17 protein-coding genes and 1 pseudogene are annotated in these 21,357 nt (G+C 72.1%); 10 read left to right on the top strand and 8 right to left on the bottom strand.

The window, feature by feature from the left end:
- The 3 genes from HPY23_RS04115 to HPY23_RS04105 all read right to left on the bottom strand — a co-directional run.
- On the bottom strand, nt 1-896 hold an 896-nt coding region (locus HPY23_RS04115), incomplete at its 3' end, for an AAA family ATPase (protein ID WP_200649562.1).
- A 331-nt stretch (nt 897-1,227) separates the two neighbouring features.
- Nucleotides 1,228-1,872: a DsbA family protein gene (locus tag HPY23_RS04110; RefSeq protein ID WP_060849760.1), complete on the bottom strand. Its 645-nt coding sequence runs from the start codon at nt 1,870-1,872 to the stop codon at nt 1,228-1,230.
- A 194-nt stretch (nt 1,873-2,066) separates the two neighbouring features.
- Nucleotides 2,067-2,555, bottom strand: a complete 489-nt coding sequence (locus tag HPY23_RS04105) for a DUF721 domain-containing protein (protein WP_060849761.1) — start codon at nt 2,553-2,555, stop codon at nt 2,067-2,069.
- A gap of 170 nt (nt 2,556-2,725) precedes the next feature.
- On the opposite strand from HPY23_RS04105, the gene mutY reads away from it, so the two are divergent.
- Nucleotides 2,726-3,967 carry an A/G-specific adenine glycosylase gene (gene mutY, locus HPY23_RS04100; RefSeq protein WP_091890397.1) on the top strand — a complete coding sequence of 414 codons (1,242 nt, stop codon included), beginning with the start codon at nt 2,726-2,728 and terminating at the stop codon, nt 3,965-3,967.
- 26 nt (nt 3,968-3,993) lie between these two features.
- Here the strand turns inward: mutY and HPY23_RS04095 are convergent, their stop codons facing one another.
- Both HPY23_RS04095 and HPY23_RS04090 read right to left on the bottom strand, forming a co-directional pair.
- Nucleotides 3,994-4,581 carry a hypothetical protein gene (locus HPY23_RS04095; RefSeq protein ID WP_091890394.1) on the bottom strand — a complete coding sequence of 196 codons (588 nt, stop codon included), beginning with the start codon at nt 4,579-4,581 and terminating at the stop codon, nt 3,994-3,996.
- 175 nt (nt 4,582-4,756) lie between these two features.
- Nucleotides 4,757-5,947: a site-specific DNA-methyltransferase gene (locus tag HPY23_RS04090; protein WP_091890391.1), complete on the bottom strand. Its 1,191-nt coding sequence runs from the start codon at nt 5,945-5,947 to the stop codon at nt 4,757-4,759.
- Nucleotides 5,948-6,739: 792 nt separating this feature from the next.
- Between HPY23_RS04090 and HPY23_RS04085 the strand changes: the two genes are divergently transcribed.
- The 5 genes and pseudogenes from HPY23_RS04085 to HPY23_RS04070 all read left to right on the top strand — a co-directional run bounded on the left by HPY23_RS04085 (nt 6,740) and on the right by HPY23_RS04070 (nt 10,508).
- Nucleotides 6,740-7,123, top strand: coding sequence for a septal ring lytic transglycosylase RlpA family protein (locus tag HPY23_RS04085; RefSeq protein ID WP_082742857.1), 384 nt, complete (start codon nt 6,740-6,742; stop codon nt 7,121-7,123).
- Between the two features lie 87 nt (nt 7,124-7,210).
- Nucleotides 7,211-7,525, top strand: a complete 315-nt coding sequence (locus HPY23_RS04080; RefSeq protein WP_048430684.1) for a polyhydroxyalkanoic acid system family protein — start codon at nt 7,211-7,213, stop codon at nt 7,523-7,525.
- A 476-nt stretch (nt 7,526-8,001) separates the two neighbouring features.
- Nucleotides 8,002-8,364 (top strand): annotated as a pseudogene (locus HPY23_RS33990) (PAS domain-containing protein); the annotation flags it as partial.
- Entirely contained in the window at nt 8,341-10,212 is a 1,872-nt protein-coding gene (locus HPY23_RS04075; protein ID WP_413231117.1) for a methyl-accepting chemotaxis protein, read from the top strand. The pseudogene HPY23_RS33990 and the gene HPY23_RS04075, both read left to right, overlap by 24 nt.
- Nucleotides 10,213-10,301: 89 nt before the next feature.
- On the top strand, nt 10,302-10,508 hold the full coding sequence (locus tag HPY23_RS04070; RefSeq protein ID WP_060849765.1) for a hypothetical protein: 207 nt from the start codon (nt 10,302-10,304) through the stop codon (nt 10,506-10,508).
- A 6-nt stretch (nt 10,509-10,514) separates the two neighbouring features.
- Here the strand turns inward: HPY23_RS04070 and HPY23_RS04065 are convergent, their stop codons facing one another.
- On the bottom strand, nt 10,515-12,362 hold the full coding sequence (locus tag HPY23_RS04065; RefSeq protein WP_091890386.1) for a gamma-glutamyltransferase family protein: 1,848 nt from the start codon (nt 12,360-12,362) through the stop codon (nt 10,515-10,517).
- 154 nt (nt 12,363-12,516) lie between these two features.
- Here HPY23_RS04065 and HPY23_RS04060 point away from each other — a divergent pair, with 154 nt between their 5' ends.
- From HPY23_RS04060 to HPY23_RS04045, 4 genes are all read left to right on the top strand, one after another.
- A complete protein-coding gene (locus HPY23_RS04060; RefSeq protein WP_091890383.1) occupies nt 12,517-14,349 on the top strand; it encodes an ABC-F family ATP-binding cassette domain-containing protein in 1,833 nt (610 codons plus the stop codon).
- A gap of 367 nt (nt 14,350-14,716) precedes the next feature.
- Nucleotides 14,717-16,351, top strand: a complete 1,635-nt coding sequence (locus tag HPY23_RS04055; protein ID WP_060850811.1) for a porin — start codon at nt 14,717-14,719, stop codon at nt 16,349-16,351.
- Between the two features lie 176 nt (nt 16,352-16,527).
- Nucleotides 16,528-18,462: an OmpA family protein gene (locus HPY23_RS04050; protein ID WP_091890380.1), complete on the top strand. Its 1,935-nt coding sequence runs from the start codon at nt 16,528-16,530 to the stop codon at nt 18,460-18,462.
- Between the two features lie 9 nt (nt 18,463-18,471).
- Nucleotides 18,472-18,744, top strand: coding sequence for a hypothetical protein (locus HPY23_RS04045; protein ID WP_091890377.1), 273 nt, complete (start codon nt 18,472-18,474; stop codon nt 18,742-18,744).
- 46 nt (nt 18,745-18,790) lie between these two features.
- Here HPY23_RS04045 and HPY23_RS04040 read toward each other — a convergent pair whose 3' ends face one another.
- Both HPY23_RS04040 and HPY23_RS04035 read right to left on the bottom strand, forming a co-directional pair.
- On the bottom strand, nt 18,791-19,849 hold the full coding sequence (locus HPY23_RS04040; protein WP_091890374.1) for an alpha/beta hydrolase: 1,059 nt from the start codon (nt 19,847-19,849) through the stop codon (nt 18,791-18,793).
- A gap of 280 nt (nt 19,850-20,129) precedes the next feature.
- The coding region (locus HPY23_RS04035) for an OmpA family protein (protein WP_236017624.1) at nt 20,130-21,357 on the bottom strand (1,228 nt) is incomplete at its 5' end.

The following is a 21,357-nucleotide window of genomic DNA, read 5'->3' as shown; positions in this document are numbered from 1 at the left end:
GCCAGCACCAGGCGCTGCAGCGCGGCCGCCGCCTCGGCTTCCGCCTCGCGCAGCCGCGGCAGGGCGGCGGCCGCGAGCCCCTGCGCGGTGGCCGATTCGACCTGCTCGGCCTCGGCCCGCGCCAGCTGCGCCAGGGCCCCGGCCAGGGCGGCTTCGGCGGCCAGGGATTCCCGGCGAGCGCCCGCATGGGCGATGAGGAGCAGCAAGGCCTCGTGCCGGCGGATCTCGCCGGCGATCGCCCGGTAGCGCTGGGCGGAGCGGGCCTGGCGGCGCAGCGAATCGACCCCGGCGGTGATCGCCGTCAGCACGTCCTCGACGCGCGACAGGTTCTCCTCCGCCCCGCGCAGGCGCAACTCGGCCTCGTGCCGGCGGGCGTGCAGGCCGCCGATGCCGGCGGCGTCCTCCAGGATGCGGCGGCGCGCCTGCGGCTTGGCGGCGATCAGCTCGGCCACCTGACCCTGGCGCACCATGGCGGGGGAGCGCGCGCCGGTCGCCGCGTCGGCGAACATCAGCTGCACGTCGCGGGCCCGGACCTCGCGGCCGTTGACCCGGTAGGTCGAGCCGGCGCCCCGGTCGATCCGGCGCGACACCTCCAGGGCGTCGGCGGCGTTGAAGGCGGCGGGTGCGGTGCGGGCGCTGTTGTCGAGCGCCAGCGTCACCTCGGCGTGCGAGCGCCCGGCCCGCCCCCCGGAGCCGGAGAAGATCACGTCGTCCATGCCCGAGGCCCGCATGCTCTTGTGCGAGCTCTCGCCCATCACCCAGCGCAGGGCCTCGACGAGGTTAGACTTGCCGCAGCCGTTCGGGCCGATCACCCCGGTCAGCCCGGGCTCGATCAGGAACTCGCTCGGCTCGACGAAGGTCTTGAAGCCGACGATGCGCAGGCGCGTGAATTTCATGGGTGGCGCGGTGCGCGGGTCGTGTGGGTCGCCTCTCCCCGCAGGCGCAGGGCTGTCCGGGGAAGTTTCGAGACGAGAAGAGCGCGGGTTTCCCCTCTCCCCGCGGGCGGGGAGAGGCTTTCTTCCCCCTTGTCGGGGACGAAAGGAGCGCGAAGCGCGAGGGTGAGAGGGTGTTTCCGGAGGAGTCTCATCCGTCGAGACCCCCTCGCCCTGCAGGCTTCCTGAGCCCCTGCGGAGCTCAGGCCTCTCCCCGCCCGCGGGGAGAGGGGGAACCCGCGATCGAGTCGAGCATCGTGCGTCTTGTTGCGGCGTTCGAGCGCAACGCTCCGTCTCACGCCCCGACGATCGGCTTGATCACCTTCTCCATGCCGTCGATCGTCATCTCGCCCTGGTACTTCTGGCCGTTGATGAAGAAGGTCGGCGTGGCGTTGACCTTGAAGGTGGTCATCGCCTTCTCCTTCACGGCGTTGACCGCGTCGTAGAGGGTCTGGTCCTTCAGGGTCGCCTCGAACTTCTCCTTCGAGAAGCCGGCCTGGCGCATCATCTGCTCGAGGGCGTCGAGGGGCTTCGGCACGAAGGCCCAGTTCGCCTGCTGGTCGAACAGCATGTCGGTGATCGGGTAGTAGCGCGCCGCGTTGTCGGCCCGGGCCAGCATGAAGGCCGCGGTGGCGAGCGGGTCGAGGGGGAACTCGCGCAGGGTGAAGCGGACCTTGCCGGTATCGACCCAGCGCTCCTTGAGCGCCGGCCAGGTGGACTTGTGGAAGGCGGCGCAGTGCGAGCAGGTCATCGAGGCGTACTCGATGATCGTGCAGCGGGCATTGTCCGGCCCGAGCCAGACGTCGCCGAGGGGGCCGGGCTGCATCAGGCCGTCGACCACCGGGCCCTGGGCCAGGGCGGAGAGCGGCAGGGCGGGGGCGAGCAGCGCCGCGCCGAGGGCCGAGCCGGTGAGTGTCAGGGCCTCGCGACGGGTGAGCATGGCAGGCGTCCTCGTAAGGCGGGTGCGGAAGGGGTCCGCGGTCGTCAGTGCGGTAGAATCCCGGCCGCCTCGTGGCAAGCGGCCGGCGCATCAACTTCCTTTGTGCCACCGCGTGCCGCGCCGGCGTCCGGCCCAAAGGTGCCGGCGCCCGGTCGGGCCCGCCTCGGATCCCGTTGTCCCGACGGAGGCGCGCGTCAGCGCGGGCGCTGCGCGCCCAGCACCGCGAGGCCGAGGCGGTCGAGGGCGTCGCGGAGCGCCGCCTCGCTCACGCTCGACACCGCGAGCGCGACCTCGCCGCGGCGCACCGGGTCGAGGGGCGGGGGCGCGGCCTTCCGGCGCTGGGCCTGGGCGACCCGGTCCTGGCGCATGCGGATCTTGCCGACGCAGGCCCAGCCGTAATGCCGGTTGATGCGCTCGATCACCAGCGGCCCGAGGTGCTGCAACTCGAGGGCGAAGGCGCCCTCGACCCGCACCGTCAGGGTGCCGGGCTCCGGCCGCTGCTCGCGCGAGGCCCCGCGCCGGCGCGACCATTCAAGCTTTTCCGGCTGGCAGGCCCGGGCCAGCCGTTCGCCGACGATCTCGCCCCAGGAGGCCAGGATGTCGGTCGAGGCGAAGCCCTGGGCCGCGAAGACGGGGCCGAGGGACCGCTCGATCAGCTCGCTCAAGGGTTTGGGCCGTGCCATCGCCCGTCCGTCCTGGTGGATCGCCGTGTCCGGCGTGAAGCCCCGACCGATAGGGTTTTCGTGTGAGGGAACTCTTAACCCTCGGGCCCTCGGCCGCCAGGGCGGTCGTTCGGCGATCGCTCCCGAAATCCCGCTCCCGCCGCGACCGAAAACCCGCTAAGGCGGGCCGCATGGTAGCGCCCGCCGCGTCGCACTCAAGGCCGGAAGCCGCCGACCTCCTGGTCTGGTACGACCGCCATCGCCGCGTGCTGCCCTGGCGCGCGCTGCCCGGCGTCGCGCCCGATCCGTACCGGGTCTGGCTGTCCGAGATCATGCTGCAGCAGACCACCGTCGCTGCGGTGAAGCCCTATTTCGCCCGCTTCCTGGAGCGCTTCCCCACCGTCGCGGCCCTGGCGGCGGCGCCGGAAGAGGCGGTGATGGGGGCCTGGGCGGGCCTCGGCTACTATTCCCGCGCCCGCAACCTGCATGCCTGCGCGAAGGCGGTGACGGAGGCCGGCGGCTTTCCCGACACGGTCGACGGCCTGAGGAAGCTGCCGGGCATCGGCGCCTACACGGCCGGCGCCATCGCGGCGATCGCCTTCGACCGGCCGGCTGCGGCGGTGGACGGCAACGTCGAGCGGGTGGTGTCGCGCCTCTACGCGATCGAGACGCCGATCCCGGCGGCGCGGGCGGAGATCCGCCGCCTCGCGGAAAGCCTGGTGCCGCAGCGGCGCCCCGGCGACTTTGCGCAAGCCGTGATGGATCTCGGCGCCACGCTCTGCACCCCGAAGCGCCCGGCCTGCGCTCTCTGCCCCTGGATGCAGCCCTGCCGCGCCCGGGCCGAGGGCCTGCAGGAGACCTTTCCGCGCAAGGTGAAGAAGGTGGCGGGCGCGCTGCGGCGCGGCGCCGCCTTCGTGGTGCTGCGGGCCGGCGACGAGGCGGTGCTGCTGCGCACCCGCCCGCCGGAGGGCCTGCTCGGGTCGATGGCCGAGCCGCCGACGAGCGAGTGGCGGGCCGATTACGACCCGGCCCAGGCGCTGCTCGACGCGCCCCTCGATGCGCGCTGGAAGCGGCTGCCCGGCATCGTGCGCCACGTCTTCACGCATTTCCCGCTCGAACTGACGGTCTTCCTCGCCCGGGTCGGCGCCGGCACCCCGGCGCCCGACGGCATGCGCTTCACGCCGCGGGCCGGCCTCGAGGCCGAGCCGCTGCCCGGCGCGATGAAGAAGGTGCTGGCCCACGCGCTGGAGCAGAAACTCGCCGCCCCCCCGCCCGCCCCGGTGCCCGCACCGGAGCCCGACCTCGCGACGCTCCCCGAGCCCGAGCCGCCGCCGCGCCGCGCGCCCCTGCCGAAGACGCTGTCGCGCCGCCCGGCCGCGGCGGCGCCGGTGGTGAAGGCGCCCCCCGGGCGGGGACGGCCGAAGCTGCGCTGAACGGGACCGGCCAGCGCCGCGTCGGTTCACGCCCCGGCCGTCAGCCAGTTCCTGAAGCGCCGCGCGAAGTCGTTGGCGGCGCGGTCGTAGAGGTCGTCCATGCCGCCAGCGGTCAGGGCGCCGTCGACTACCACGCCGAGCACGCCCTGGCCGGCCGGCTGGATGCCCTGGTCGCCGCTATAGGTGGTCAGGACCGCGCCGGTTCGGGCATCGACGATCTCGATGTTGGCGCGGATGGTCGGGGCGCCGCCGACGAGGATGCGTCGCGCCGCCGACGGGATATCGACCCGGACCAGGGTGACGACGAGCCGGACCGGGCGCGCGCCCTCGGGCCGGGCGGCCAGCGCCCGCTCCAGCGCCGCCTTCAGGCGCCGCGCCGCCAGGTCGCGGATGAAGCCCTGCGCCTCCGGCGTCCGCACCAGCGCCGGGTCGGTGAGCGACAGGTTGCGGCCGCGCAGGTACTCGTCCTCCGCCGACGTCCAGTCGATCGCCGCGCCGGTGCTCCGCACGTCGATCGCGGCGAAGCGCAGGCTCGCCGTGTCGGCCAGCGACAGGCGGTTGGGGGCGACGGTGTTGCACGCCGCCACGCACAGGCTCGCCAGCACGGCGAGCATCCACGACCATCGACCCCATGACCATCGACCCATCGTCGGACCCTTCCCCTCCCTGCGCCGCCCGTGCGGTCGCGGAGAACGGGAATTGTCTGACGATGGGTCAACCGGCAAGGGAAGTGTTTCGGTTTCGTGACTGGTGCGGAGGCCCGTGGCCGCGGGGCCACAGGCCCGTCGGTCAGGCGGCCGAGCCCATCCCGGCCCGCATCGTGCCGCGGAAGTCGTCGATGCAGACGAGGCGCCCGCCGCGCTCGGCGTGCCAGAAGGTCCAGCCGTTGCAGGCCGGCAGGCCCTGGACCAGGGCGCCGATCTTGTGGATCGAGCCCGAGGCGGGGCCGACGCCCAGCGTGCCGTCGGGGCGCACCAGCGCCTTGTGGCGGCGGCGCTCGTCGGTGAGCGTCTCGCCGGCCCGGACGTGGCCGGCTTCCAGCAGGCTCAGGAAGGGCACCCGCGGCTCGGCGCGCTTCGTCGGCGCGGTGAGGAGGGCGGCGCGCGACAGGGGCTCGATGCCGGCGATGCGCGCGCGGGCGGCGGCCGCGTAGGCCGGCTCCTGCTCGATGCCGATGAAGTGCCGGCCGAGCCGCTTGGCCACCGCACCGGTGGTGCCGGTGCCGAAGAACGGGTCGAGCACCACGTCGCCGGGGTTCGACGACGACAGGATGGTGCGGGCGAGCAGCGCCTCGGGCTTCTGGGTCGGGTGCAATTTTCGCCCGTCGTCGCCCTTCAGGCGCTCGTCGCCGGTGCAGAGCGGGATGAACCAGTCCGAGCGCATCTGGACGTCGTCGTTGCCGCCCTTCAGCGCCTCGTAGTGGAAGGTGTAGCCCTTCTGGTCGCTGCGCGAGGCCCAGATCAGGGTCTCGTGGGCGTTGGTGAAGCGCTTGCCGCGGAAGTTCGGCATCGGGTTGGCCTTGCGCCACACGATGTCGTTGAGGATCCAGAAACCAAGATCCTGCAAGGCGCTGCCGACGCGGAAGATGTTGTGGTACGACCCGATCACCCAGAGGGTCGCGGTCGGCTTCATCACCCGGCGGCAGGCCGAGAGCCAGGCGCGGGTGAAGGTGTCGTAGGCCTCGAAGCTCGAGAACTGGTCCCAGTCGTCGTCGACGGCGTCGACGGTGCTCTGGTCCGGGCGCAACAGGGCGCCGGCACCGAGCTGGAGGTTGTAGGGCGGGTCGGCGAAGACCAGGTCGACGCTCGCCGGCGGCAGCCGGTCGAGGGCGGTGAGGCAATCCCCGAGGATGACTTCGTCCAGGGGAAGGCGCTGTGCGGGGGTAACGAGACCCATCCGCGGCGCCGACACCACTCGCCCGGTACGCGAGACTTGATTCCGGGCGGCGGCGCCGGCGACCGCGGTACGCGGGGAAGCCATGGCAAACACCGGTTACGCGACTGACCACCAGACATTGCCGCCGCTACGGTAAAGGTCACGTTTCCCGCAGGTACGAATTGCGTCTCGAAATGGGGCTGCATTTCTTGCCTAGTCGTTGGATGCGCAGGCTCATTCGTTAATGAAGCGATACTGATGTGCCGGTGGCGCGGCTTCGTCGTCGTAGGCCGGGACTGGCCATTCGGATGGGGCTGCTTGAGGAAAGAACGGCGCGGGTTTTCCCCTCTCCCCGCGGGCGGGGAGAGGCCTTCACCCCCCTCGTCGGGGGTGAAGGGAGCCCGCAGGGCGAGGGTGAGGGGGTGTCTCAGGACGAGGCTCTTCCGGAACCTCCCCCTCACCCTCGCTCCGGCTGCGCCTCCGCTCACTTCATCGACGACAAGGTCGATGAAGTCCTCTCCCCGCCCGCGGGGAGAGGGGGATTTCCCGCGCCTCTTCTTTTCCCCGGACAGCCCTGCCGCCCGCGGGGAGAGGGGAAGCCCGCACCATTCTTTTCCTCGGCCAGCCCCGCCCGACGGGGCGCCTCGGCGCCGCCGGAGCCGCTCCCACCGCCCCGGCCCCGCATCTTCCGAATGCTGAAAACCCGAGTGACGCCGTCCGGCCCGGCAAGTCACCAATAAGACTTCACGTTCATCCATGACTTGAAAAGCCAAAACTTAATTATCCGCAAGGTTTCGGCCGAAAATGCGGCGCCATCCGCCGCAAATCGGGCGGTCATATTTTCGTCCTGTTTGGTCTCGATTGACGCTGTCATCAGCAACCACCTAGGACAGTGGAATGAACAGCGCCCAGCCTGCGCGTCGGTCGAACGCGGCCCGCATCGTGGCTTTCGCGGGAGGCTTCGCCCTCGCCGGATTCGGGAGCCTCGCGGGGGTGTCGACGGCGCAGGCCCAGAGCGGCAAGGCCTCCTGGTACGCGTCCGGCCATCGCACTGCGAGCGGCGAGCGCTTCAACCCCAACGGTCTCACGGCGGCGCATCGCAGCCTGCCCTTCGGCACCCGGGTGCGGGTCACCAACCAGTCCAACGGCCGCTCGGTCGTGGTCCGCATCAACGACCGCGGCCCCTTCGCGCATGGCCGCATCATCGATCTCGCCCGCGGCGCCGGCCGGGCCATCGGCATGAGCGGCGTCGCCCGCGTCGCCGTGGCGGTGGTGGACTGATCCAGTCCCCCCGATCCGGGCTTCCGGCGTTGCCGACGGGCCGGGCCTCCCCACATCAGGCTCATCGTGCGAGCGGAGCGTGACGTGATGGCAAAGCCCCTGGTTGTCGTGATTCCCCATCAGCTCGGCCGGGCCGAGGCCCGCCGCCGGCTCGAGAACGGGATCGGCCAGGCCAAGGAGATGCTCCAGAAGGCCGGCCTCAGCATGGCCGACGCGACCTGGAGCGGCGACCGGCTGTCCTTCCTCGTCGGCGCCATGAACCAGAAGGTCGACGGCGACATCGACGTCGAGGACGACGTGGTGCGGGTCGAGGTGCGGATGCCGCTGCTCCTGTCGCTCTTCGCCCACAAGGTTCAGCAGATCGTCAGCCAGAACGGCGCCAAGCTGCTGACCAAGCAGTAGGCCGATCCGTACCCGGCCGCGACCCGGACGGTCGCGGCGAACCGGCCTCCCCGATCCCGGCCTTTCCCGGATCGGGGAGGCCGTTGCTTTTCGATCCGCCTGGAAGACGCCCCGTTCCCGGGACGGAGCCGCCGGGCGCCGGGATGCGGCCCGAATCCTGCATCGTCCCGGCGAATGTGTCCCGAGGCCGCTGTGGACGGTTCCGCGACGCCGCCTCGCCAAAAGGTGGGGGTGCGGCGCGGCCGTGGCCCGAATCCGTCATCTTCCCCGCGGCACGCCCGTCCCGCGGGCGGAACTCCGCACCGGCCCCGCCGCCCGGACGGACCGTCCTGCCCAGATGCCTTAAGGGTATCCGCAACTTTTATCGATATTCCTAGGACATGAGTCTTGGCGCGCGGTCTATGCCAATGACATCACGCCGTCGGAACGGGCATTCCGCTCGTCAGTGATGATAGATCGATAAGAGCGGGGCGATCATGCCGGTGTTCTACAGCAAGGTAAAATCGCGCGTGGACGCCGTCGAGGCGGCGCAGGCGATCCTCGAGCTCGATCTCGACGGGAAGATCACCGCGGCCAATACGCGTTTCCTGTCCGTCATGGGGTACGGGCTGGAGGAGCTTCTCGGGCGGCACCACTCCCTCCTCGTCGACCGCGCCGACCGCGAGAATCCCGCCTACGCCCGGTTCTGGGAAGCGTTGCGCCGCGGCGAGCCCCAGCTCGGCGAGCACCGGCGCATCGGCAAGGGCGGCCGCGAGATCTGGATCCAGGCGGCCTACAGCCCCGTCGCGAACCGGTCCGGCAAGCCCGGAAGCGTCATCGTCGTCGCGTCCGACATCACCGATCGGAAGACCCGCGCGATCGCGTGCGAGGAGACGCTCAAGGCCCTCGACCGGTCGCAGGGCATCATGGCGTTCGACCCCGACGGGACCGTCATCGATGCCAACGAGAACGCCCTGGCCATGCTCGGCTATGGCCGCGAGGAGGTCTCGGGCAAGCACCATGCTATGTTCGTCGAGGCCGGCGAGCGGGGCTCCGAGCGGGACCGTGCATTCTGGGACGCCCTGCGGCGGGGCGAGCACCAGGTGGCCGAGTGCAGGCGGGTCGGCAAGGACGGCCGCGAGGTCTGGCTCCACGCCGGCTACTCGCCCGTCCGAGACGCCGCCGGCCGGGTGACCAGGGTGGTGATGCTCGCCACCGACATCACCGCGCAGAAGCGCTCCGCCCTCGACGTCGCGGGCAAGATCACGGCCCTCGACCGCTCCCAGGGCATCATCGAGTTCGATCTCGACGGAACGGTGCTGGCCGCCAACGAGAACTTCCTGCACGTCCTCGGCTACAGCCTCGACGAGGTGCGCGGCAAGCACCATGGGATGTTCGTCGAGGCGGGCGAGCGCGGTTCGGACGCCTACCGCGCCTTCTGGGAGGCGCTGCGGCGCGGCGAGTTCCAGCAGGGCGAGTTCCGGCGCCTCGGCAAGGGCGGCCGCGAGATCTGGATCCAGGCGACCTACAACCCGATCCGCGACACCGCCGGCCGGGTGGTCAAGGTGGTAAAGTTCGCCACCGACATCACCGCGCAGAAGCGGCGCAACGCCGATTTCGAGGGCAAGATGATGGCTCTCGACCGCTCGCAGGGGATCATCGAGTTCGAGCTCGACGGGACGGTCGTCACCGCCAACGAGAACTTCCTGCACGTCCTCGGCTACAGCCTCGACGAGGTGCGCGGCCGGCATCACGGGATGTTCGTGGACGCGGCCGAGCGGAGTTCGGACGCCTACCGCGCCTTCTGGGAGGCGATGCGGCGCGGCGAGTTCCAGCAGGCCGAGTATCGCCGCTTCGGCAAGGACGGCCGCGAGGTCTGGATCCAGGCGACCTACAACCCGGTGCGCGACGCCTCCGGCCGGGTGACCAAGGTGGTGAAGTTCGCCACCGACATCACCCGGGCGGTGGCGGAGCGGCTGCGGCGGGCCGAGCTCCAGCGCGCCATCGACGTCGACCTCGACGGCATGGCCTCCTCGATCTCGCAGGCCTCCGAGCAGGCCGTCGGCGCGGCGAGCGCCGCCGAGCAGGCCTCGTGCAACACCCAGAACGTCGCGGCCGGCTCGGAGGAACTGGCGACCTCGGTCGGCGAGATCAGCCAGCAGGTCGGCCGGGCCCTCGAGGTGACCATGCGCGCGGTCGAGCAGGCGAACGCGACCTCGACGGTGGTGGCCGGGCTGGCCTCCGCCGCCCAGCGGATCGGCGCGGTCGTCGAGACGATCGACAAGATCGCCTCCCAGACCAACCTGCTCGCCCTCAACGCCACCATCGAGGCGGCCCGCGCCGGCCAGGCCGGCCGGGGCTTCGCGGTCGTCGCCGCCGAGGTGAAGGACCTGGCGACGCAGACCGCCAAGGCGACCGAGAGCATCGGCCGCCAGATCGCCGAGACCCGGTCGGCCGCGAGCGAGGCCGCCGCGGCCATCGCGGGCATCGGCGCCACGGTGGGGCAGGTGAACGAGATCTCCTCGGCGATCTCGGCGGCGATCGAGGAGCAGAGCGTCGTCGCCCGGGAGATGTCGGTCAACATGCAGGCGATGACCCAGGCGGTCTCCGAGATCAGCCGCAACATCACGCTGATCGCGAGCCATACCCGGGAGGTCGACCACTCCGCCCGCCAGGTGCGGGAATGCTCGCGGCGCATGGTCGGCTGACCCCCGCCCCGTCCGGTCCGAACGGGATCGGGGCGTGGAACCGGGGCCTCCCGCCCCGGTTTGGCTTCGACGCGAGAGAGGAGCGCCCGATGTCGAATCCCGGCCCGATTCCGGACCAGCCCTACGATCCCGTGCCGCCGACCCCCGGCCCCGATACGCCGAACCCCGGCGGGCCCGAGGTACCGAGCGAGGCGCCGGGCGAGCGGCCGGTCGAGATCCCGGTGAACGATCCCGGCAATTCCCCGGCCATCACCCCCGACCCGTCCCCGACCGGTCCGGCCAACCCGACGATGTAGCGAGCGCTACCGCCCCGCGGCGTAGGCCTGCATGCCGCGGGGATTGGCGGCGGCGCGCAGGCGCCGCCCGTCGCGGCTCGCCGCGGTGAGCCGCCCCTCCGACCAGTTCGATCCGACCTCGACGATGTGGCCGCGCCGGCGCAACTCGGCGATCGTCTCCGGGGCGATCCTGTCCTCGACCACCACGACCCCCGGCCGCGCCGTGCGGGGCCAGAACGACGACGGGAAGTGCTCGGTGTGCCAGGCCGGCGCGTCGATCGATTCCTGCAGGTTCATGCCGGCATGGACGTGGCGCAGGAAGAATTGCGGGATCCACTGGTCCTGCTGGTCGCCCCCCGGCGAACCCCAGGCGAGGTAGGGTTGTCCGTCGCGAAGCGCCATCGTCGGCGAGAGCGTCGAGCGCGGCCGCTTGCCGGGCGCGAGCGCCGCCGGGTGGTCCTCGTCGAGCACGAACATCTGCGCCCGCGTGCCCAGGCAGAAGCCGAGGGCCGGGATCACCGGCGAGGATTGCAGCCAGCCGCCGGACGGCGTGGCGGTCATCATGTTGCCGTGCCGGTCGATGATGTCGAAATGCACCGTGTCGCCGCGCACCACGCCCGCGCGGGCGTCGTCCGGCGGCACGGTCGCCCGTATCTTGGTCGCCTCGATCTTGCCCACCGTCGGCTCCCCGGCGCCGGAGGCGCCCACCGCCGTGCGGGCACCCTCGCTCACCCGGGCGTCGAGGGCCTTGCCGTAGCCGGGGATCGTGCCCGGCCGCTGCTCCAGCGAGGCGGTCTCGCCGACGAGCCGGCGGCGCTCGGCGTTGTAGGAATCCGACAGCAGGGTCTCGACCGGCACCCCGACGAAGGCGGGATCGCCGTAGAACGTGTCGCGGTCGGCAAACGCCAGCTTGGCGCACTCGACCTGGAGGTGGATGAAGTCGGGTCCCGCCGGATCGAGGCCGTCGAGGGAAAAGCCCTTGAGGAGCGCGAGCTGCTGCAGCGTCGCGAGCCCCTGCGTCCAGGGCCCGGCCTTCAGCACGGTGTAGCGGCCGTACTCGTAGGAGATCGGCTCCTCGACGCTCGCCTGCCAGGCCGCCATGTCGGCCCCGGTGAGGAGGCCCTTGTGGGCCCGGCCGGTCACGTCCATCACGGCTTGCGTCCGGCAGAAGGCGTCGATCGCCTCGGCGACGAAGCCCTGCGACCAGATCCGGCGGGCCCGCTCGATCTCCTCCTCGCGGGTGCCGCCGGCGCTCTCGCGCACGATCCGCGCGTAGGTCTCGGCCAGCGCCGGGTTGGTGAACAGGCTGCCGGGGGCGGGCACGCCGCCGTCCTTCAGGTAGGTCGCCGCCGAGCTCGGCCAGTGCTCGCGAAACAGCCCCTCGACGGTGGCGATGGTGGCCGAGACCCGCTCGACCAGCGGGTAGCCGTCCCGGGCGTAGCCGATCGCGGCCTCCAGCACGTCGGCGAGGCGCCAGGTGCCGTGGTCGCGCAGGATCAGCATGTAGGCATCGAAGCTGCCCGGCACGCAGGGCGCGAGCAGCCCGGTGCCCGGCACGAGGTCGAGGCCGAGATCGTCGCGCAGGCGCGAGATGGTGGCGGCCTGCGGTGCCGGGCCCTGCCCGCACACCACCTGGGGCCGGCCGACCCGGACATCGTGCAGGATCACCGGCACGTCGCCGCCCGGCCCGTTGAGGTGCGGCTCGACCACCTGGAGCACGAAGGCGGTGGCGACCCCGGCATCGAACGCGTTGCCGCCCCGCTCCAGCACGCCCATCCCGACCGCGGTGGCGATCCAGTGCGTCGAGGCCACGACACCGAAGGTGCCGTCGATCTCGGGGCGGGTGGTGAAGGGATCGGGCGTGACGAAGCTCATCGAAATTGACCTCCGGGGCGTCAACGGCTGGGATCGCCCTGTCGGCCATCACTGTAAGAGCCAAGTCTCGCTTGGGGAGCCCTATCGGTGGCAACCCTCGCACCCTCAGGCGCAGGGCTCGCCTTTCGAAGGAGCCTGCCGTAATCCCCGGGCCATGGCCGCTCCTCCGCTCCTCACCCTCCAGGGCATCGCGCTCACCTTCGGCGGCACGCCGCTCCTGTCCGGCGCCGACCTCGCGCTCGCGCCCGGCGACCGCACCTGCCTCGTCGGCCGCAACGGCTCGGGCAAGTCGACCCTGCTCAAGGTCGCCGCCGGGCTGGTCGAGCCCGACAAGGGCGTGCGCTTCCTGCAGCCCGGCACGACGGTGCGCTACCTGGCTCAGGAGCCGGACTTTTCCGGCCACGCCACCACCCTGTCCTTCGTCGAGGCCGGGATGGGGCCGGGCGACGAACTCTACCGGGCGCGCTACCTGCTGGAGAGCTTAGGGTTGACCGGGGAGGAGGATCCGAGCCGGCTGTCGGGCGGCGAATCGCGCCGCGCGGCGCTCGCCCAGGCCCTGGCGCCCGAGCCCGACATCCTGCTGCTCGACGAGCCGACCAACCACCTCGACCTGCCGGCGATCGAGTGGCTGGAGGCCGAGCTGAAGGGCAGCCGCTCGGCGCTGGTCCTCATCAGCCACGACCGGCGCTTCCTCGAAGCCCTGTCGCGCTCGATCGTCTGGCTCGACCGCGGCACGACCCGGCGCCTCGACCAGGGTTTCTCGGCCTTCGAGGGCTGGCGCGACCAGGTGTTCGAGGAGGAGGAGCGCGAGCGCCACAAGCTCGACCGCAAGATCGCCGCGGAGGAGGACTGGCTGCGCTACGGCGTGACGGCGCGGCGCAAGCGCAACGTCAAGCGGCTCGCCGGCCTGCACGACCTGCGCCGCCAGGCCCGCGAGCATCGCGGCCCCGTCGGCGCCGCCACGCTGACGGTGAGCGAGACCGAGGCCTCCGGCACCCTGGTGGTCGAGGCGCGCGACGTCGTGAAGTCCTATGGCGAGCGCCCGATCGTCCGCGACCTCTCCTTGCGCATCGCCAAGGGTGACCGGCTCGGCATCGTCGGCGCCAACGGCACCGGCAAGACCACGCTGGTCAACCTGCTGACCGGCCGCCTCCCGCCGGACGAGGGTACGGTGAAGGTCGGCGCCAACGTCACCCTTAACCTCCTCGACCAGCGCCGCAGCGCGCTCGATCTCGATCGCACCGTCGCCGACGTGCTGACGGGCGGCGGCAGCGACACCGTGCAGGTCGGCAACCAGAGCCGGCACGTCATCGGCTACATGAAGGACTTCCTGTTCTCGCCCGAGCAGGCGCGCACGCCCGTGAGCGTGCTCTCGGGCGGCGAGCGCAACCGGCTGCTGCTGGCGCGCGCGCTGGCCGAGGCCGGCAACCTCCTGGTGCTCGACGAGCCGACCAACGACCTCGACCTCGAGACCCTCGACCTCCTTCAGGAGATGCTCGGCGATTATGCCGGCACCCTGATCCTGGTCAGCCACGACCGCGACTTCCTCGACCGGGTCGTCGACACCGTGCTGGTCTCGGAAGGGGAGGGGCGCTGGGTCGCCTATGCCGGCGGCTATTCCGACATGGTCGCCCAGCGCGGCGTCGGCGTGCAGGCGCGCGGGATCGTGGCGCCCAAGGGAGCGGCCAAGGAGACGGCCAGGAGCGCCGCGAAGCCGGCCGGCCGCAGCGACGCCAAGAGCGAGTCCAGGAAGCGTCTCGGTTTCAACGAGCAGCACGAGCTCAAGACCCTGCCGGCCCGGATGAAGGCGCTCGAGGGCAACCGGGCCAAGCTCCGGGCCGCCCTCGACGACCCGACGCTCTATGCCCGCGATCCCGCCCGCTTCGAGGCGATCTCCCGCACGCTGGCCACCACCGAGGCCGACCTCGCGGGCGCCGAGGAGCGCTGGCTCGAACTCGAGATGATGCGCGAGGAGCTCGAGGGCTGAGCCGCCGCCCGGCCCTCCGTACCGGGCCGGGCCGTCTCCCAAGAGACGACATCACGACACGTCGCGTCTTCAGTCTCTCCGCAGGGAACAGTCGGATTTAGCTGACCCGCGTAAGGTTTCGTGGCGATCTTGCAACATTGGGGCGGAAAGCCGGCGACTTGGCCATGGTGGGCGCGGATCTCGGTTGATCGCCGTTAGCGCCTGGCACATGGTGCCCCTGCACCGGGAACAACCCGGTGGGGACCGGCAGACACCCCGTGCAGGGGGCGCCGGTTCACAAGGGGAAAAGAGTGGCGTGGTTCGGCTCCAGTAGGATCGTCGGGACACAGTCGTTCACCCCCAGGGTCTCGAAACTTTGGAGGTCTCGATGAAGCTCGTGAAGAGCCTTCTGCTCGGTTCGGCTGCTGGCCTGACCGTCGTTGCCGGTGCGCACGCTGCCGATCTGCCGATCAAGAAGGCTGCGCCCGTTGAGTATGTGCGTGTCTGCTCGGCCTATGGCGCCGGCTTCTTCTTCGTTCCCGGTACCGACACCTGCCTGCGCGTCTCCGGCCGCGCCCGCTTCGAAGCCGGCTACTCGCAGGGCTATCAGCGCGGCGGCAACAACGGCGACCTGATGGGCTACCGCGGCCTCGGCCGCCTCAACCTCGACGCCCGCACCCAGACCGCCTACGGCACGCTCCGCGCCTTCGTGCGCTTCGAGCTCGCCTCGCGGACCGGCGCCTACCTGAACTCGGGCACGCAGCAGCGCATCGCCAACGCCTTCCCGGCGCTCGGCGTCGACACGTTCGGCCGCGCCCAGCAATACGTGAACGTCGACAAGGCCTTCATCCAGTTCGCCGGCCTCACCGCCGGTCGTGCGGCCTCGTTCTACGACTTCTACGCCCACGACTTCGAGATCATCGGCACCTCGCTGGGTTCCGACGTCGCCTCGACCAACCTGCTCGCCTACACCGCGACCTTCGGGAACGGTTTCTCGGCGACGCTGTCGGTCGAAGACCCGACCTTCCGCAAGAACCCGCTGTTCGGCACCGCCACCGCCGGCAACGCGGCGAGCCAGTTCGCGGTCTTCACCGCGGCGGCCACCAACCTGAGCCCGGTCATCGCCACCAACGCGGCGGGCGTGCCGATCGGCGAGGCGTTCTACGACCTGCGCCAGACCAACCGCATGCCCGACTTCGTCGGCGCCCTGCGCTACGATGCCGCCTGGGGCTCGGCCCAGCTCTCGGCCGCCGTGCACGAGCTGAACGCCCAGAACGCCACGACGGTCCTGACCTTCGGCGGCGCCGCGATCCCGGCCGGCACGGTCGTGACCCCGCGCGTCAACTCCGAGTACGGCTGGGCCGTGCAGGGTGGTCTGAAGTTCAACCTGCCGTTCATCGCCGCCGGCGACTCCCTGTACCTGCAGGGTTCGTACGGCGAGGGCGCGCAGATCTACACCGGCTACTCCCAGTACATCGGCACCTACACCGCCAGCGCCGGCAACACCCAGGGCTCGCCCTTCGCGGCCTACTTCACCGACGCCGCCGTCAACCCGCTGACCGGCAAGATGGAGCTGTCGACCAGCTGGACCGTCGTCGGGTCGTACCTGCACTACTGGACCCCCGAGGTTCGCTCGGCGATCATCGGCAGCTACGGCGAGATGAGCTTCGGCAAGACCAGCCGCAACCTGCTGGGCGCGCTGAACTTCAACGGCCTGGGCAACCCGGTCAACAGCCCCGGCGCCTTCGCCTACAGCGCCGCCCTGCGCGACACGAGCCAGATCGTTGCCGGCGCGAGCATCATCTGGTCGCCGGTCAAGGATCTCGATATCGGCGTCGAGGGTCTCTACAACCGCGTCGACCTCAAGGGCGGCCGCGTGGTCGACCAGAACAAGGCTCCGGGTCAGGTTCCGGTGGGCCTGAACGCCGCCGGCGTGCCGACCAACGCCAACGGCGTGGCGCTGCCGACCACCAACTACGCGGACACGTTCCAGGTCCGCATGCGCGTCCAGCGCGACTTCTAAGTCGCGATCCGCGGCTCCCTCCGGGGAGCCGCGTCCCGACTTGCCCCTCGAAGGGCCCCGGCGCGCGCCGGGGCCCTTTTTCGTGTGCGCCTTGCTGATGCCGGAAACCGGCGCCAGGGTGACCCGCACGCGCGAAGCCCCCGCCGCGCGTGGTCTCCCCGCGACGAGGTTCCCCCTTGGCCATTCGCTCGATCGGCTGGCTGTCCGGCCTTCCCCTCCTGGCCGGTGCCTGGGTGGCCGCAACGGCTTTCGCCGAGCCGCGGCTCGAGGCGGCTCTCGAGGCGCCCGCCGAGGCGGTCGCGGCGGCGACCGGGCGCGACGGGGCGGAGCCGTGGCTGCGGGTCGAGGCGCGGGGCCGCGACCTCGTGGCGAGCGGCGAGGCTCCGGGCGAGGGCGCCCGCAGCGAGGCCCGCGCGGCGCTCGCCGCCCTGCCGGGCCGGCGCCGCATCCTCGACCGGACCGGCCTCGTCGCCGAGATCTCGCCCTTCACCTGGGCGGCCGCCTTTCGGGCGCCCGACCGCATCGACCTGCTCGGGTACCGCCCGGCCGAGACCGGCCGCGCCGCCCTGACGGAATCCCTGGGCGCCGGGCTTCCCGCCGGGCTCGTCCTGCGCGACGCCGCCCGGGCCGCCCGCGGCGCGCCGGAGAACTTTTCCGAGGCCGCCCGCTTCCTCGTCGCGCAGGTGCGGCACCTGAAGCCCGGCGCCACCGCGGCCCTGAGCGACCGCGTCCTGTCGGTCCACGGCGAGGCGGCGAGCGTCGAGGCCTACGCGGCCCTGCGGGCCGACCTCGCCCACCCGCCCGCCGGCTTCGCGGTCGGCGAGGTCGGGGTCGAGCCGGCCCTGGTCTCGCCCTTCGTCTGGTCGGCGAGCCGCGGGCCCGCGGGGATCCGCCTCGACGGCTACGCGACATCGGAGGCCGACAGGTCCGCAATCCTGGCCGCCGCCCGGCTCCTCGCCGAGGGCGCCCCGGTGACCGACGCGATGGGCATCGCCCGCGGCCTGCCGACGGGCGTCGACGCCCGGGCTCTGGTCGACCGCGCCTTCGCGATCCTGGCCCTGGTGCGGGAGGGCAGCGTCGCCCTCGACGGGGCGATCCTGTCGGTGCGCGGCAGCGCCATCGACGTCCAGGCCGTGCGCGAGGCCGAGGCGGCCGCCGCCGGCCTGCCGGCGGGTGTGTCCCGCGGTACCGTCGCGCTGACGGCGAGCCCGGTCTCGCCCTACCTCGTCACGGTCCGGCGCGGGCCGGACGCCTTCACCCTCACCGGCCACCTGCCGGATGCCGAGGCCCGCGCGGCATTGCGCGCCGCCCTGCGGCCGCACCTCTACGGCGAGCGGGTGATCGACCGTACCCGGATCGCCGAGGGCGCGCCGCCCGGCCTCGTCGAGGGCCTGACCGCCGGGATCGGCGCCCTCGCCCAGCTCGCCGAGGGCGAGGTGAGCGTGCGCGACCAGAATCTGCGCATCGCCGGCGAGGGTCTCTATCCCGAGAGCGCGCGCCGCGTCGCCGCCGAGGCCGGGCGCCTCGCCCCGGCGGGGTGGCGGCTCGACGTCGCGGTCGGCGCCCGCGGCGCGACGCCGAGCCGGGACCCGGCGGCCTGCCGCGAGACCTTCGCGGGCCTGGCGAGCGGGCAGGCCCTGCGCTTCGATCCCGGCAGCGCCGACCTGAAGCCGGCCTTCTACCCCGTCCTCGACGAGGTGGCGGGCCTCGCCCGCACCTGCCCGCAGGCCCGGATCGAGGTCGCCGGACACGACGACCCGCCCGGCAGCGCCCCGCCGGCCCCGATTGCCAAGGAAACCTCTGCCAAGGAAACGTCTGCCAAGGAAACGTCTTCCAAGGAGGCTGCTGCCAAGGAGACCATTTCCAAGGAAGTGCCGGCCAAGGAGGCGTCCGGCCGATCGAAGCCCCCGGCAAAGCCCGGAAAGCCGGCCGAGAAACCGGCGTCGAAGCCCGCCGAGGCCTCCGCCATGCCCGATCCGGGCCTGCCGCAGCGGCGCGCCGCCGCGATCGTCGATTACCTGCTCAAGGCCGGCATCCCCGCCGACAGGATCGCCGCGGCGCCCGCCGAGGCCTCCGACCGCCGGGCGGTCGCCTTCGCGCTCCGCTCCTGAGGCCTTTTCGTGCTGCTCCTCGCATCCATCGCCTGGCCGGGTCTCCTCGCCGCCCTCCTCATTGGCCTCGGTACCGGCTTCTGGGCCGGCCCGCCCGCCGGCCGCCTGCCGCGGCTCGCCGCCCTCCTCGTCGTGCTCCTCGCGCTCGCCTGCCTCGCCACGGCGCTCGCCGGCCTCGTGCCCGGGCGCGAGGGGTTCCGGGTCGAGACCGCCGCCGCGATGCTGGCGGCCTACCTCGCCGGCTGCGGACTCGGCGGCCTGTCGCGCCGGGCCCAGTCCTGATCCGTCGCGGCATCGCCCCCGGGAGGGCGATGCCGGCGGCACCCGGTTACCGGGCGAGGTGCCGATCGAAGAACCGGGCGATCTCCTCGAACACCGCCTTCGTCTCCGGCGCGGTGTCGTCGCGGATGTAGTGGGCGTGCGACTGGCCCTCGCCGACCTGCAGGAAGGCCTCGACCCCGGCCTCGCGCAGCTTGCGGTGGACCCGCACGGTGTTCGACAGCAGCAGGTCGCGGGTGCCGGTCGTCAGGATCGTCGGCGGGAAGCCGTGCATGTCGCCGTAGACCGGCGACAGCATCGGGTCCTTGAGGTCGTGGCCGTTGGCGTAGACCTTGGCGCCGGCGTCGCAGAAGCCGTCGGGCGAGACCAGCACGTTGTCGAGCATCGCGTTGGTGACGAAGCTGTCGCCGACCTTGGTCGTGTCCGACATCGGCGTGCCGGGCGCGATTGCGGCGGGGAGCGGCAGCCCCTCCCGCTTGGCGCGCAGGACCATCGCCAGGGTCAGCGCCCCGCCGGCCGAGGTGCCGAAGATCGCGGTCTTCTTCGGGTCGGTCGTGCGGGTGACCGCCTTCCAGACGGTCATCGCGTCGTCGTGGGCGGCCGGATAGGTCGCCTCGGGCGGCATGCGGTAATCGACCGAGATCACCTTGAAGCGGCCGAACCCGGCCATGAAGATCGCCTCGGGCAGCCCGGCCTCGCCGGGATTGAGCACGTAGCAGCCGCCATGGACGTGGACGAGGACCCGGTCGCGGTTCTCGGGCGCGATGTCCTTCGGGGTGACGATGTAGGCCCGCACCCCGTCGATGGTGGTCGGCTCGATTCCGACCTTCAGCCGCTCGAGCATGCCGGGCACGAGCTTGCGCAGGGCCGCCGCCCCGGTCTCGGCCACCGGCTTCCACTCCTCGCCGGTCCTGGGCTGGATGTTCCAGTTGGTGCGCAGGGGCGCGCCGACGATCTTCGCCATCTGCGGGCTGACGTCGGCCGGCACCGGCACGCTCTTGGCCGGCACCTCCAGCGGCGGCGCCTGCTGGGCCGCGACGGCCGTGGCGACGAGCGCGCCCGCGAGGGCGCCGCCCCACCGGCCGAGCCGGCATGCATGGACGGTCATGGGTGTCTCCTCCTGCGAAGGCCCGCTTCCGCCGTCTCGCGCGGCGGGTCGCGGCCTGCCCCGGTCAATCTAGGCGGCGCGCCCTGTTAGGCCAACGCATCGTCGATCCGCACGGATCGCGTATCGTCGAAACGGAAACGGGCCGCCCCGGTGAGGGGCGGCCCGCGTCTCTCGTGTGCGGCTGCCGGCGCTAGAGCGCTTCACGATCGCGAAGCTCTCTAAGTCTTTGTTTTGCCGAATTTTCTCCGACGAACCGGTTTCCGCTTCGTCGGAAAATGCTTCATTGCTGCTGCTGGGCCGGCTGACCCTGCTGCTGGATCAGCGGGGTGATGCGCCGCACGGTGACCCGGCGGTTCTCCCGCGAGGCGCTCTGCGTGTTCACCTTCAGGTACTGCTCGCCGTACCCTTGGGTCGTCAGGTTCTCGGGCGGCACCTTGAAGTCGCGGGTCAGCACCTCGGCCACCGACTGGGCGCGCCGGTCGGAGAGCGAGAGGTTGTCGACGTCGTTGCCGACCGCGTCGGTGTAGCCCTCGATCAGGAAGACCTCCTGCGGGTTGTTCCGGATCGCCTGGTTGATCGCCGCCGCGATGGTGGCGAGGCGCCGGGCCTGGTCCGGCGTCACCTGCCAGGAGCCGGTGTCGAAGGTGATCGTGTCGATGTCGACGCTGCGCATCCGGGCGCGCAGGCTCGGGCTGGAGCGCACCTGGTCGAGGGTGTAGCGCCGCTCGACCGGGGCGATCGGCGGGGCGGTGAGCGCCTCGTAGATCGCGCCCTCGTCGGCCTGGTCCGCCTCGACCACGTAGCGGTCGCGGGGGATGCGGATGTCGGGCGGCGGCAGCACCACCACGTCCTGCTCGATCGACCGCGGCGGGCCCGCATAGGAATTGTCGATCAGCACCACCTCGCGCCCGTCCGGCCCGCGGCGGTAGCGCCGCAGCAGGCGTCCGTCGTCGTCCACCACGGTGAAGACCTGGTAGCCGCCGGGGCGGTCGATGATCGTCACCGTGTCGCGGCCGCGGCGCTCGATGCGGGCGTCGCGGTCGAGCAGGCGGAACCGCTCGGTCTCGTCGTGGCGCAGGAAGTAGCGGTCGTCGTCGCGCACGATGACGCGGCCGGGCTCGCGGATGATCAGGCGGCCGCCCTCGTTGTACTCGCGCCGGGCCCGCCGGACGTCGTCGTAGCTGCGTACGTCGATGTCGCCGCGGCGGAAGCCGCCCGGGACGTAGTCCGGCGCGTCGCGGCGGTAGCCGCCGGGCAGGTCGCCGCGGTCGTTGAAGCCGCGCCGGTCGCCGTCGCGGCGGTCGGGGTCGCGGCGATCGAAGTCGCGCGGGTCGCCGTTGCGCCGGTCGAAGTCGCGCGGATCACCGTTGCCGCGGTCTTGGTCGCGAGGATCGCGCCGGTCGAAGCCGCGCTCGTCGCGGCCGTCGGGCCCACCGGGCACGAAGGGACGGCCGGGCACGCCGGGCCGCTGGTTGGGCGGCAGCGGCGCGTCGTTCGGGCCGGCGCCG

It is taken from the genome of Methylobacterium ajmalii (genome assembly GCF_016613415.1).
Classification (GTDB): domain Bacteria; phylum Pseudomonadota; class Alphaproteobacteria; order Rhizobiales; family Beijerinckiaceae; genus Methylobacterium; species Methylobacterium ajmalii.
This window is presented reverse-complemented; position numbering and strand designations above follow the sequence as displayed.